Annotated in this window: 9 protein-coding genes and 1 pseudogene; 6 read left to right on the forward strand and 4 right to left on the reverse strand. The window is 64.4% G+C overall.

From position 1 onward, the window contains the following. From LO50_RS19000 to LO50_RS19020, 5 genes and pseudogenes are all read left to right on the forward strand, one after another. The coding region (locus LO50_RS19000; RefSeq protein WP_044315997.1) for a hypothetical protein at positions 1 to 743 on the forward strand (743 nt) is incomplete at its 5' end. Continuing rightward, the gene (locus LO50_RS19005) at positions 740 to 1,273 is read left to right on the forward strand and encodes a retropepsin-like aspartic protease family protein (RefSeq protein ID WP_044315998.1); all 534 of its coding nucleotides are present in this window, start codon (positions 740 to 742) and stop codon (positions 1,271 to 1,273) included. The genes LO50_RS19000 and LO50_RS19005, both read left to right, overlap by 4 nt. After that, positions 1,270 to 1,653, forward strand: coding sequence for a bleomycin resistance protein (locus LO50_RS19010; protein ID WP_031297512.1), 384 nt, complete (start codon positions 1,270 to 1,272; stop codon positions 1,651 to 1,653). Before LO50_RS19005 ends, LO50_RS19010 begins: the two co-directional genes overlap by 4 nt. Then, positions 1,653 to 3,905, forward strand: coding sequence for a DNA topoisomerase IV subunit A (parC, locus tag LO50_RS19015; RefSeq protein WP_044315999.1), 2,253 nt, complete (start codon positions 1,653 to 1,655; stop codon positions 3,903 to 3,905). Before LO50_RS19010 ends, parC begins: the two co-directional genes overlap by 1 nt. Positions 3,906 to 4,088: 183 nt before the next feature. Then, positions 4,089 to 4,797 (forward strand): annotated as a pseudogene (locus tag LO50_RS19020) (PqiC family protein). A 150-nt stretch (positions 4,798 to 4,947) separates the two neighbouring features. Here the strand turns inward: LO50_RS19020 and LO50_RS19025 are convergent. Further along, positions 4,948 to 6,477 carry an AhpA/YtjB family protein gene (locus tag LO50_RS19025; RefSeq protein WP_044316000.1) on the reverse strand — a complete coding sequence of 510 codons (1,530 nt, stop codon included), beginning with the start codon at positions 6,475 to 6,477 and terminating at the stop codon, positions 4,948 to 4,950. A gap of 202 nt (positions 6,478 to 6,679) precedes the next feature. Here LO50_RS19025 and serB point away from each other — a divergent pair, with 202 nt between their 5' ends. Then, entirely contained in the window at positions 6,680 to 7,894 is a 1,215-nt protein-coding gene (gene serB, locus LO50_RS19030) for a phosphoserine phosphatase SerB (RefSeq protein ID WP_014818933.1), read from the forward strand. A gap of 84 nt (positions 7,895 to 7,978) precedes the next feature. On the opposite strand, the gene LO50_RS19035 is transcribed toward serB, so the two are convergent. The 3 genes from LO50_RS19035 to LO50_RS19045 all read right to left on the reverse strand — a co-directional run bounded on the left by LO50_RS19035 (position 7,979) and on the right by LO50_RS19045 (position 13,155). Continuing rightward, entirely contained in the window at positions 7,979 to 9,052 is a 1,074-nt protein-coding gene (locus LO50_RS19035; RefSeq protein ID WP_044316001.1) for an NAD(P)-dependent alcohol dehydrogenase, read from the reverse strand. A gap of 136 nt (positions 9,053 to 9,188) precedes the next feature. After that, a complete protein-coding gene (locus LO50_RS19040; protein ID WP_044316002.1) occupies positions 9,189 to 11,255 on the reverse strand; it encodes a GGDEF/EAL domain-containing response regulator in 2,067 nt (688 codons plus the stop codon). Positions 11,256 to 11,316: 61 nt separating this feature from the next. Continuing rightward, positions 11,317 to 13,155, reverse strand: a complete 1,839-nt coding sequence (locus tag LO50_RS19045) for a hypothetical protein (RefSeq protein WP_044316003.1) — start codon at positions 13,153 to 13,155, stop codon at positions 11,317 to 11,319. Positions 13,156 to 13,286: the final 131 nt, after the last annotated feature.

Genomic DNA, 13,286 nt, shown 5'->3' on the forward strand with positions numbered 1-13,286 from the left:
CGGGCCCGCCGCCGGACAGCGGCTTGCCCTGGGGCATGCGCATGCGCGCCTGGGTCAGTGGCCAGGTGCGGGGTGGTCAGCTGGATTTCGAAGGTCTGAGTTGTGACAGCCTGGGCAACCGCTACGTGGTCAGTGAGGCCCATGTCGGCGTGCTGCGGGTCAGCCCAGCGGGTACGGCGGAATGGCTGCGCCTGCCCGATACGCTGGTACGACAGGCGCGGGCCAGCGGCATGCTATGGCACTTCAACGCGCTGTTCGAAGGGATCGCCGTCGATCCGAAGGCCGAGCGCATGTGGATTGCGGCCGAACGCGAGCGCCGCGGTCTTCTGGTGCTGCATCGTCAGCAGAGCAGCTGGCAGTGCACGGGCGGTTGCGTGCTGATGGCCGAGGGGGGCGATCAGCTGCCGCCCGCTGCGCTGGGCGATGCGCCGCTGCCAAAGAGCTTCTCGGCGGTGGCGTTCTTCGCCGACAAGCTTTTCGTGCTCGAGCCCTCGGCCTACCGCGTCTGTCGTCGCAGTCCGGCCACTGGCGCGGTGGAGCGTTGCTGGTCATTCGCCGAGGAGGCCTTGACCGAGGATCGCCGCTACGCTGAGTCCTTTGGCAACGCCGAGGCGCTGTGGATCGATGCCGAAGGCGCGTGGATCGGGGTCGACAACAACGGCAAGGCCCGTGGCGATGGCGAAAAGCGCCCGATCGTCTGGCGTTTTGCCGCGCCTGATGACGGCTGGGGCGCGAAGCCGTGAGCCAGACCGCCGGGCGGCGTGCCGGGCGCGTGATGCTGGTGCTCGCCTGGGGGGCGGGACTGTTCCTGGCTACCCGCTTCTTCGCCGCTTGGGAGGAGGATCAGCTCAACCCCAATCGGCAGCCGGTTTCCCAGCTGCAGGGCGAGCAGATCGAAGTGCAGCTGGCCGGCAATGTCCAAGGCCATTTCGTCGCCAGCGGGCGGATCAATGGCGAGGCGGTCACCTTTCTGCTGGACACCGGTGCTACCGATGTCGCGGTGCCGGCCGAGCTGGCCGAACGGCTGGGGCTGGAGCGCGGCGCGCCGGTGATGCTGCACACCGCCAACGGCCAGACCACCGGTTATCGCACCGTGCTGTCGAGCCTCGGTCTGGGTGACATCCGCCTGCACGACGTGCGCGCTATCGTCGCCCCCGGCTTTCGCAGCGAACAGGTTCTGCTCGGTATGAGCGCACTGAAGCAGCTTGAATTCACCCAGCGCGCTGGCACCCTGGTGCTGCGCCAGCAACTACCTCAGGGGCAAGACCGATGAGGGCGCTCATACAGTCCACGGTGCCTGTCCTGGCTTCGTTGAATCTCGATGAAAGCCGCGGCTTCTACACGACCTATCTGGGTTTCCAGGTCGTGCTGCAGGCCACTGACTACCTGATCGTGGAGCGCGACGGTGCGCAGCTGCATTTCTGGCTTTGCACTGAGCGCCACGTTGCCGAGAACACCTCCTGCTACATACGTACCGGCGATTGCCAGGCGCTGTACCGGGAGTTCTGTCAGCGTGGCCTGGTCCTGGACGCGCCCGTTATGCAGCCCTGGGGCATGCAAGAACTTTATGTCATCGACGCCCACGGCAACTTGCTCAAGTTCGGCGAGCAACCAGCCGTGAGTCATCCATCCTTTGCTGAAGAAAATTGCTGATGAGCGAATCCCTCGACCTGAGCCTGGACGGCGTGGAGCGTCGCTCCCTCGCCGATTTCACCGAGCAGGCCTACCTCAACTACTCCATGTACGTGATCATGGATCGCGCACTGCCGCATATTGGCGACGGTTTGAAGCCGGTGCAGCGGCGCATCATCTATGCCATGAGCGAACTCGGCCTGGGCGCAGACGCCAAGCACAAGAAGTCCGCACGTACCGTCGGTGACGTGCTCGGCAAGTTTCATCCGCATGGCGACAGTGCCTGCTACGAAGCCATGGTGCTGATGGCGCAGCCGTTCAGCTATCGCTACACGCTGGTCGACGGTCAGGGCAACTGGGGTGCGCCGGACGATCCCAAGTCGTTCGCCGCCATGCGTTATACCGAGGCGCGGTTGTCGCGCTATTCCGAGGTGCTGCTCAGCGAGTTGGGTCAGGGCACGGTTGAGTGGGTGCCGAACTTCGATGGCACCCTCGACGAGCCGGCGACGCTACCGGCGCGCCTGCCCAACCTTTTGCTCAACGGCACCACCGGCATCGCCGTGGGCATGGCCACCGATGTGCCCCCGCACAACCTGCGTGAAGTGGCGAGCGCCTGCATACGTCTGCTCGACGAGCCGAGCGCCAGTGTCGAGCAGCTCTGCGAGCATGTGCTGGGGCCGGATTTCCCGACCGAGGCGGAGATCATCACGCCGCGTGCGGACCTGCTGAAGATCTATGAGACAGGTCGAGGTTCCGTTCGCATGCGGGCCGTCTACCGTGTCGAAGACGGCGACGTCGTGGTCACCGCGCTGCCGCACCAGGTGTCCGGCTCCAAGGTGCTCGAGCAGATCGCTGGGCAGATGCAGGCCAAGAAGCTGCCGATGGTCGCCGACCTGCGCGATGAGTCGGATCATGAGAACCCCTGTCGCATCGTCATCATCCCGCGCTCCAACCGGGTCGATGTCGAAGCGCTGATGCAGCACTTGTTCGCCACCACCGATCTGGAGTCCAGCTACCGGGTCAACACCAACGTGATCGGGCTCGATGGTCGCCCACAGGTGAAGAACCTGCGCACCCTGCTCAGCGAGTGGCTGACCTATCGCATCGGCACCGTGCGCCGTCGCCTGCAGTTCCGCCTGGACAAGGTCGAGAGGCGTCTGCACCTGTTGGAAGGCTTGCTGGTGGCCTTCCTCAATCTGGATGAAGTGATCCACATCATCCGTACCGAAGATCAGCCCAAACCGGTGCTGATGGCGCGCTTCGAGCTCTCTGAGCTGCAGGCCGACTACATCCTCGACACCCGCCTGCGTCAGCTGGCGCGGCTGGAAGAGATGAAGATCCGCGGCGAGCAGGACGAGCTGGCCAAGGAGCGCGAGAAGCTGCTGGCGCTGCTGGGTAGTGAAACCAAGCTGAAGAAACTGGTGCGCAAGGAGCTGATCGAGGACGCGGAAACCTACGGCGACGATCGCCGCTCGCCGATCGTCGCGCGTGCCGAGGCGCGGGCGTTGTCGGAAAACGAGCTGCTGCCGTCCGAGCCGGTGACCGTGGTGATCTCCGATAAAGGCTGGGCGCGCTGCGCCAAGGGCCATGATGTCGATGCCTGCGGGCTGTCCTACAAGGCCGGAGATGGCTTCAAGGCAGCTGCGGCCGGGCGCTCGAATCAATATGCGGTGTTCATCGACTCCACTGGGCGCAGCTATTCGCTGGCGGCGCACTCGCTGCCTTCGGCGCGAGGTCAGGGCGAGCCGCTCACCGGCCGGCTGACGCCCCCGCCGGGCGCGAGTTTCGAATGCGTGATGCTGCCCGATGATGAGGCGCTCTACGTGATCGCCTCGGACGCCGGCTACGGTTTCGTGGTCAAGGGCGAAGACCTGCAAGCCAAGAACAAGGCGGGCAAGGCGCTGCTCTCGCTGCCGAAAGGCGCCAAGGTCGTCGCGCCGCGGCCGCTGGCCAGTCGCGAGGAGGATTGGCTGGCTGCAGTGACGACCGAGGGCCGTCTACTGGTGTTCCCGGTGCGGGATCTGCCGCAGCTGGGCAAGGGCAAGGGCAACAAGATCATCGGCATCCCCGGCGAGCGGGTCGCGAGCCGCGAGGAGTATCTGGTCGATCTCGCCGTGTTGCCGACCGGTGCGACACTGGTGTTGCAGGCGGGCAAGCGCACGCTGTCGCTCAAGGCCGAGGATCTGGAGCACTACAAAGGCGAACGTGGCAGGCGCGGCAACAAGCTGCCACGAGGCTTCCAGCGCGTCGAAGGCTTGCTGGTCGAAGCATGACCAAACGTATTGGCGCTGGAATCGAAGGCCGCTTTCACGGAAGATAGCGGCCTTTCCAGCCTGCGGCATGTTGCCCGGTGCTTTCTTTCGCGTCGGCGGAGTCGATTGTCCGGCGAGACCTATGCACGAGGCATTGGCGATCTGATGGTCGCGAGCGGCCTGAACTCTGGTGTTATGACGGTAATGAAGAATTTGCTGCGTGTTCCGACTGTTTTGTTGCTGGCCAGCATGGGGCTGACAGGCTGCATCGGCCTGCAGCCTGCGCCAATGTACCGACTGGACAGCGGTACGACTGAAGTGCCTGAGCGAACCGATGGCGCCGCCGTGCTGCTGGCACCGGTGACGCTTGCCGATTATCTGCAGCGTGACGCCTTGCTTCAGCGTCTGGCTGACGGCAGCCTGGCCGTCGACGGTCAGCGCGCCCACTGGGCGGGCAGCCTGAAGGCCGACGTCGAGCAGGTGTTGCTGCGTCAGCTGGCCTGGCGTCTGGATACGCAGAGCCTGGTGCTTGGCCCGGCCGACGAAGGCTTTACGCCAGAAGTGCAGGTCGAGCTGTCCATCACGCGCCTTGATTCCGGCCCCGAATTCCCGGCAGTACTTGAGGCGCAATGGCGTCTGCGCGACAAGGCGGGCAAGCATTTGGGCAGTCGACTGGTGCGCCTGCAGGAGGAGCACCAGGGCAGCGCGAGCGACCAGGTGCGGGCGCAGAGCGTTCTGCTGCAGCGGCCTGAGCGAGATGGTCGCCGATGCGGTCGAACCTACCCTGGTAGCCAAGACCGCACCCAAGGTTACCCCTGCCAAGCCACAGGTAAGCAAGTCTGCCGAGGCACCGGCACCGCGCATCCCGGCCGCCGAACCCATTCGTACGGATATGGAAGTGTTCCGCTTCTGACTCTGTCGCGGCTGCTGTGGCAGCCAGCGCATTGAAAAGCCCGGCCAGTGATCTGGTCGGGCTTTTTCGTTTTCTCGGGCTGGTTGCGACTGCGGGCTCGACCAAAGGTCAAAGGTCAACGGTCGTTTGATAGCGACCGTATGGCTTGCGTCAGTGGGTGCGGCTGCGTAGTTCGTGCATGCGCGTCAGCTGGCGCTCCAGCAGCGAGGGGTATGGGTCCAGCAAGCGCTCGACGCAGCAGGCGCCTTCCGGGCTGGCAATCGGGCGGATACGCGCGCGCTGCTGAATCAGCTGGTCCTCGCTGATGCTGGCCTCTACCAGCAGCAGGTTGCGGCTGTGCAGCGACATATCCAGCGCGGCCTGCGCCGGCTGGCTGAGCAGCAGGTCGCCCTGGCTCAGGTCGAACAGGCCATCGCCCTGGGTCAGGGCGAGCTGCAGTTGCAGCGTGATGCCGCTGTCGGCGACGTCGATCTGCAAGGCATGGCCCAGCGCACGCATCAGTTCGCCGCAGCAGATCGCGTGGGTGAGGTAGTTCTGCTCGTCGTCCTGGCTATGAAACAACATCAGGCTGCTGCCATCGTTGAGCGTGTGCAGCTCGGCCTGGTAAAGCGTCGCGGCTTGTTGCAGGCAGTCTCGATAGCGTTGCAGCAGTTCGGTCAGGCGCGGCCGCGGCAAGCGGCGCAATTGTTCCTGCCCGCCGAGCTGGATGGCCAGCACGGCGCTGCGGGTAGGTTGGGGCAGGGTAGGAGGCTGTACGCTCGGGGTACCCAGTGACGGGAGCTCGAACGGGACGTCGTCGTCCAGCTGCTGCACGTCGTCATCAGCGTTCGCGGAAAAGCCGCGTGGGCGCTGTGGCTCGTCGTCCAGCTCGATACCGAAGCGCTCCGGTTGCGCTGCAGGGGATCGTGAGTCAATGCTGTGGTCGTCACTCTGGTCGAAATAGTCGTCGTCCAGCGCATCGCTCGGGTCAAGCTCCGCCTCGGGCTTCTCCGGCACCAGGCGTGACTGCAGTTGGCGCGCAAGGTCGCCAATCTCGTCCTGCCGTCCGGCACCTGGGGCGGGGTCGTCCGGGTCGCGCAGCCACAGGCGCAGCTGCATCAAGGGCGTCGCCAATTGCCGGCCCAGGCGCAGGCTCAGCATCAGCGTCAACGCCAGCAGGATCAGGCTGAGCAGTCCCATGCTCTGCAGGCTGATGGTCATCGGCTGCTGAAACTGCTGCATGTCCAGGCTCACGCGCAGATGCCCGGCAATCACTTCCTGAAAGCTGATTGGTGTCGAGTAAAGCCCGTTATCGTCCCCGAGCAGGCCCTGCTGAGGCCGGGTCCCGGACTCGGCGAGCACGCGATTGTCCACGCTGTAGATCGCTGCGTGAGCGACCAGCGGATTCTTCACCAGATTGCTCAGCAGCACGTTGAGGCTGAGGATGTCGTTGGCCACCAGCAGATCGGGGGCCGAGGCGGCCGTCTGGGTGACCAGGCTCTGGCCGAGGGCATCGGCCTGCTGCTCCATGGCATGCTTGAACTGCATGCCGATCACCCACGCGTAGATGATCAGCGCCAGCGCCACCAGCAGCAGCGTATGGCTGGCAATACGCAACACCAGCGGCACGCGATGCTGGCGTACTGCGCGATAGAGCATGAGGAAGAAGTTGTCTGGCTTTACGGATGCGGGCCGGTTCACAGAGCGCGGCTCTTCTCGTCGGGAAATTGCCGAGCAGTATACGGAAAGCACGGGGGGCGCTGAAGGTCTGCGACGGTAAGCTGACGAATTGCGTCCAGGTTCATCGTGGTGGAGCGCGATGTGCCTGCCGCGGGGCCTGTCCAGCGCGCTGGTCAGCTGATGTAGAATGCCCGTCTTCGTTGCCTGCCATGGGAGCTGCGCCTTGCGCGAAATCGTCCTGATCAATATCACCGGTGAAGACCGCCCGGGCCTGACCGCGGCCATCACCGGCGTGCTCGCCCAGGGTGGCGTGAACATTCTCGACATCGGCCAGGCGGTGATCCATGACACGCTGTCGTTCGGCATTCTGATCGAGATTCCGGATAACGAGCGCGCCTCGTCGGTACTCAAGGACGTCCTGTTCATGGGCTACAAGCATGACCAGCAGGTGCGCTTCACCCCGGTGGCCGAGGCTGACTACCAGCACTGGGTGGCCGGGCAGGGCAAGTCCCGGCACATCGTCACCCTGCTGACGCGCAAGGTCACCGCCGAGCAATTGCAGCGGGTCAGCTCGATCACGGCGAAGTACGGGCTCAACATCGACCATATCGACCGCCTGTCCGGACGCATGCCGCTGGACATGCCTGAAGAACTGGGCAAGGGCTGCATCGAGTTTTCGGTGCGCGGCGAGCCGGCCGATACTGCGGCGCTGCGCGCCGAGTTTCTCAGCGTGGCGCAGGAGCTCAATGTCGATATCGCCTTCCAGCGCGATTCGGTCTACCGGCGCAACCGCCGGCTGGCTGTGTTCGACATGGACTCGACGCTGATCGAGGCCGAGGTCATCGACGAGCTGGCCAAGGCCGCCGGTGTTGGCGAGCAGGTGTCGGAGATCACCGAGCGGGCGATGCGCGGCGAGCTGGATTTCCGCGCCAGCTTCAAGGAGCGCCTGGCGCTGCTGGAAGGCTTGTCGGAAGAGGTGCTGGCGGACATCGGTGCCAGCCTGCGCTTGACCGAGGGCGCCGAAGTGCTGTTCGCCGAACTCAAGCGCCTGGGCTACAAGACAGCGATCCTGTCCGGCGGCTTCAGCTATTTCGCCAAGCAGCTGCAGGCCAAGCTCGGCATCGACTACGTGTTCGCCAATGAATTGCAGATCGAGAACGGCAAGGTGACCGGCGTGGCGGTCGAGCCGATCGTCGATGCCCAGCGCAAGGCCGATCTGCTGCGCCAGCTGGCCGAGCAGGAAGGGCTGTGTCTGGAGCAGACCATCGCCGTGGGTGATGGCGCCAACGACCTGCCGATGCTTGGTCTGGCCGGCCTGGGCGTTGCCTTCCGCGCCAAACCGCTGGTCAAGCAGTCGGCCAAGCAGGCGATTTCAACCCTGGGTCTGGACGGGATTCTCTACCTGCTGGGTTTCCGCGATCGCGACGGCACGGAATAAAGCGCGGCTGCAGGCTCAAACAACCCAAAGCCCCGGATCAATCGATCCGGGGTCTAGTTTTGTCACTCATGCCTTGCAGTGTCTTCAGGGTTTGATCGCCACTTTCAGCACGCCATCGCGCTGATTGGCAAACAGGTCGTAGGCGTCGGTGATGTCGTCCAGCGCATATTGATGGGTGACCAGCGGGCCGAGATCGACCCGGCCCGAGGCGACCACGTTGAGCAGTCGGCGCATGCGCTCCTTGCCGCCCGGGCAGAGCGAGGTGACGATCTTGTTGTCGCCAAGCCCCGCATGGAAAGCGCCGAGCGGAATGGTCAGGTCACTGGAATAGACGCCCAGGCTGGACAGCGTTCCGCCCGGCTTGAGTACTCGCAATGCGCTCTCGAACGTCGATTGCAGGCCCAGTGCCTCGATGGAGGCGTCGACGCCGCGGCCGCCGGTTAGCTTGAGAACCTCTTCCACCACATCTACATTGCGGAAGTTGAGCGTCACGTCCGCTCCCATCTTCCGGGCGATATCCAGCCGCGCATCCACACCGTCCACGGCGATGATGGTGCCCGCACCGCGGAGCCTGGCACCAGCGGTGGCACAGAGGCCGATGGGCCCCTGGGCGAAGATCACCACGATGTCGCCGATCTTGATATTGGCCGCCTCGGCGCCGGCGAACCCTGTGGACATGATGTCCGGGCACATCAGCACCTGTTCGTCGGTCAGGCCGTCCGGTACGGGCGCCAGGTTGGCCATGGCGTCGGGTACCAGTACGTACTCGGCCTGGGTGCCGTCGATGCTGTTGCCGAAACGCCAGCCGCCCATGGGCTTGTAACCATGGCAGGAGCAGCCGCCGTCCTGCGAGGGGAGGCCGTCCTGACAGGCGTAGGAGGTGAAGCTCGGGCAGATGGCCCCGGCGATGACGCGCTGACCTTCCTGGTAGCCCTTGACGTTGTTGCCCAGCTTTTCGATGACGCCTACCGGCTCGTGGCCGATAGTCAGGCCGGGCGCGACCGGATACTCACCCTTGAGAATGTGCACGTCGGTGCCGCAGATCGTGGTTGTGGTGATGCGTAGCAGGGCATCGTTGGGGCCGATCTCGGGGATGGGCTTGTCCTGCAGTTCGATGCGGCCAGGTTCGACGAACACGGCAGCTTTCATCATGACCATGGTGCGGCTCCTCTTCGAGTTGAAGGCGTCCGTACACTCTAGCACAGCGCTGCGGCTGGCCAGTGATCGTAGTCAAGCTGAGGTGGATTGTCTGGTGGCGTTGGGGCTGGCCGGAGGCTGCCAGCCCGGCGGCGCATCACTCCTCGTCGGAGGCGAAGTCGTAGTCCATCGACTGGCTCGGGCCCTGCAGATAATGGCCCTGGATGTAGCTGACGCCGGCTTGCCACAGCGTAGCGAGTACGGTCGCGCTTTCGACGAACGGCACGATGCTCTGCTTCTGCTGCTCATGCAGTTCGGCGAGCAGGGCCTTGAGCGCTTCCTGGTTTTCCTGGCGGGTCAGATCCTGGGTGTAGGAGCCATCGACCTTGATGAACTCGGCATCCAGATGCTTGAGCGTATTGAAAGGATTGAGCACGCAGCCGAACTGGGCGAGCGCGGTGCGGCATCCGAGGCCGTTGAGTCCCTGGGCCAGCGCTTTTGCTGGTTTGAGATAGGCCACTGCATCGGCCTCGCCGAATTCGAAGGCCAGCGAATCTCCCGGCAGGCGCGAAGCCTTGAGCACGACGCCGAGCCAGGGCAGCAGGCTGGGGTCCTGGATACTGGCAGCGGACAGGTGCAGGAAGAGTCGCGTGCGATGGCCTTTGGCGCGGTGCTCGGCGAGCAGTTTGATGGAGTTGAGAATGACCCAGCGGTCGATCTTGGCAGCCAGGCCGGCGTCGGCTGCGGTGCTGAGGAACTCGTTCGGTGGGACCTCCACGCCCTGCGGATCGAGTAGCCGCAGCAGCACTTCGTAGTGCTCGAAGCTGTCGCCGCGCAGGCTGATGATCGGCTGGAACAGCAGGCGGAAGCTGTTGCTTTCCAGCGCCTGCTTGAGCATCGCGACGATGTCGCCGCGGTTGGCTGCTGCCGCCAGTTCGTCGGCCGGGTTGTAGAGCTTCAGCGCATTGCCGTCGCTCAGCTCATCGGCACAGCGGTGCGCGCGCTCGATCGCGTCTTGAGCCTTGGCGGTTTTCTCGTCGAGGCCGGCTACGCCGATGCTGAGGGTGGTTTGCACCGTGCGACCGCCGACATCGAGCAGCTGGCCTTCGACCTTGGTCAGCAGTTTGCGCAGCTCCGGCTCGGCCTGCTGCGGAATGACCCCGGGTTGCAGGACCGCAAAGACATCATCGGCGAAGCGAGCCAGCTGGGCTTCGCCGGGGAAGTGACCGCGCAACAGGGTGGCGAGCTGGTTGAGCAACTGGTCGGAGTCGGTCAGGCCGATGTCTGCCTGCAGCGCGGCGAACCGATCGACGCGGATGTAGGCGAGGCTGGCGGGCTGGCTGGCATTGACCGCGCGCTCTACCGCGGTGTCCAGCACTTCGAGGAAACTGTTGCGGTTGAGCAGGCCGGTTACCGGATCCTGGCTGCTGATCTCGCGCAGCTTCTGCAGTTCGGCACTGTCGTTCTCGGCGCGGATCACCACCTGAATGCAGGGCTCGCCGTCATAGGCCGCCGGCGAAAAGTGCATGCGTGTCTTCAGCGTGTCGCCATCGGCGCGCACGCCCCCACAGGCCAGCTCGGCGCTGCCTTCCATGCTCTGGTAGTTCTTCAGGAAGGTCTTGAAACGGCTCTGGTCGGCGCTGCTGATCAGATCGATCATCGGCATGCCTTCCAGGTCCTCCACGTCGTCGTAGCCGAACAGTTCGAGGTAGGCGCGGTTGGCGTAGATGTGCATGCCGTCGTGCACGTAGGCAATGGCGTCCACCGAACTGTCGAGCAAGAGCTGGCAGCGTTTTTCCGCTTCACGCAGCGCCACTTCCGCTGAACGGCGCGCGCGGCGCTCTTCGAGATTGGCCAGTTCGCGATTGGCCACCAGCAGCAGCCATTCGTCCTCGCCCTGCGGCAGAGCATCCTGGGCGCCGAGCATCAGCGCTTCGGTGATCGCTTCGGCGTCGTTGCCCGCTGTGAGCTGGATGATGGGGATGTCCTTGGCCTGCCGGCGAATGGCGTTGATGGCCTCGCTGGGGTCGAGGTTCTCGCTCTGCGGTGCATTGATCAGCAGGTCCCAGGTCTGTTTCAGGGCTTCGGCCAGATCGTCGCTGGAGGTGAGTCGATGCACCCGGGTCGCCTGTCCGGCATTGCGGAAGAGGCTGACCAGGCGCTCGGCCTCGTTCTGCGAGTCTTCGAGAATCAGCAGGCGGATGGTTTTCTTTTGCAGGGCCATGGCAACAGCTTAAGTGCGCGCCAAAGCGGCGCGGGCAGGCAGGAGTGCGAGACTCGGCAATCTACAGCGACTTCCAGAGTGAGTCAAAATCTTCATCCCCGCCCGCTGTGTGGGTTTTCCAGCCTGTGACAGGCGTCTCTCGCTCTGGCACGACCTGGCCGAGGGAGCGGTATTCGAACTGATTGTAGTTGCCCGTGGTCGCACGGCGCTGGTTCAGCACGGCACGTTCTTCCTCGCCGTTGCGGTTGATCTGTACCTTGTGTCCCTCCTGGAAGGGCAGGCGTGGTGCGATCAGCGTTGCCGGCTGGGAGATCGCGGCGATCTCCGGCAACAGCAGGGCGCGCAGGTACTCACTGCCTTGGTCGACCTTGCGCAGCAGGCGCAGACCACAGGGCATGGCCTGCGGCGCTATCAGTTCGATGCCCAGCTGCGTGCTGCCGCCGCGTACCTGACGAATCCAGCGCACCACGGCGACGCTCCAGGTTTGCCCGGTGTCTTCGCGCAGTCCCAAGAGCTCGCCGGTCTGCAGCAGGCTGGGCACCTCGCCTTCCCAGGCCAGGCAGTAACCGCCGGGGCTATGGTCGACCAGCTGGACCTGGTAGATCGGATGATCTTCGCTGTTGGTGGATTTGCTTTTTGTCGGAGCAGGCGCAGCTGCTCTGCTCGCTGGCGCTACACGCGAGACATCGGGCCGGACGAACTCGATGTGGTCGTTGTCCGGCAGGCGTTCGATGCTGAGGCTGTGTGCATCGAAGGCATTGGCCCAGACATCCGCGGCGCCGTTGTGCAGCTTGAAGACCGCTCGATTCGAGGAGCCGGGCAGCTCGAGCACCTCGTTGAAGGCGCGCTGACCGGCGAGCTGATAATGCAGTGCGGTCATGCCGATGCATAGCGTCAGCGCGCCCTTTGCCGGCGTGCGCTGGAAGGTTCGTTCGGAGATGGCGCCCCATGCCGAACTCAGGTGGCGCAGCAGATCGTCGTCGAGTCCTGCGGCGGCCGGAAGACGGCTCAACCGTCGGTTGTCGGGCGCCAGGCGCAGGTGTTCATCGATGACGCCGACCAGCATCCGGGTATCGATGCCGAGCAGATTCTGCTGGTTTCTGTCGGGAAACAACGACCGATAGCGCGGTGGCCCGTCCACCAGCGGAGACAGGAGGAAGAGGCTATTGGCTGAACTGGCCGGCTGGATCTGCGCCATGGCGCCCCAGGCCTCCAGTGCTGCGGCCAGCTTGACGATGTTCTGCTGACGCAACTGATTGCAGCGCGCGCAACCGAGCAGCAGCGCTGCCAGGTAACTCTGCTCGGCGGTGAGCTCCTTGGCGTGTCGTGCCAGTGGGTCGCGCAGCAGCAGGCGCTCGGTGCCATGCTCGACCGCCAGCTGGTAGAGCTGGTGCAGTTCCAGCCACAGTCCGGCGGCTGCCGGGCTGTACAGCTGAGTGGAGCGGATCAGCAAGGCGCCGAGGCTGTGAATGGCGCGTTGCAGGGCGATCGATAGCAGCTGATGTCGGTCGCGCTCGGGCTGGGATACCACGCGCACCACGATCAACTTGTAGCCGACCGCCAGGTGATTCTGCAGCGCCTGACAGAGACCGGCGACCTTGCGCGGTCGCTCGCTGAGCACGATGGGCTGGTTGACGAAGTGCTTTTCCAGCTGGGTGCAGACGAACTGCACGTCCGGCCGCAGCAGTTCCAGCATCTGCAGGCGGGTTTCCGTGGCGATTCGCAGTTGATTGAGTTCGATCAGCGCCTGGTAGAGCTGGCGAGCGGTTTCGCCGATGTTGGCTTTCGGCAAGCCGGCAAGCCAGCCGGTTACGCCGCGCACGCTGGCGTCGCAGAAGGACAGGGTCTGCCGGGTGGGCGCTGGTGCGCGCAACAGCAGATGATGGCTCTGTCTATCCAAACGGTTGGCTCCGCGGCGGTCAGGGCATGATTAATGAGAACTCTATCAATATCTGCCGCAGCGGGCAGGACTGAATGATGGCTTCATGATATTAGCCGACGTTCGGCAGTTATGGGCTGCCGAACGTCGCG

The sequence above is a fragment of the Stutzerimonas stutzeri genome (assembly GCF_000935215.1).
Taxonomy (GTDB): Bacteria; Pseudomonadota; Gammaproteobacteria; order Pseudomonadales; family Pseudomonadaceae; genus Stutzerimonas.

What these genes read in the sequence shown, in the direction of transcription:
- parC (WP_044315999.1), top strand. Translation starts at nt 1,653, where the DNA reads ATGAGCGAATCCCTCGACCTGAGCCTGGACGGCGTGGAGCGTCGCTCC.
- LO50_RS19035 (WP_044316001.1), bottom strand. Translation starts at nt 9,052, where the DNA reads ATGGTCATGATGAAAGCTGCCGTGTTCGTCGAACCTGGCCGCATCGAA.
- LO50_RS19040 (WP_044316002.1), bottom strand. Translation starts at nt 11,255, where the DNA reads ATGGCCCTGCAAAAGAAAACCATCCGCCTGCTGATTCTCGAAGACTCG.
- LO50_RS19010 (WP_031297512.1), top strand. Translation starts at nt 1,270, where the DNA reads ATGAGGGCGCTCATACAGTCCACGGTGCCTGTCCTGGCTTCGTTGAAT.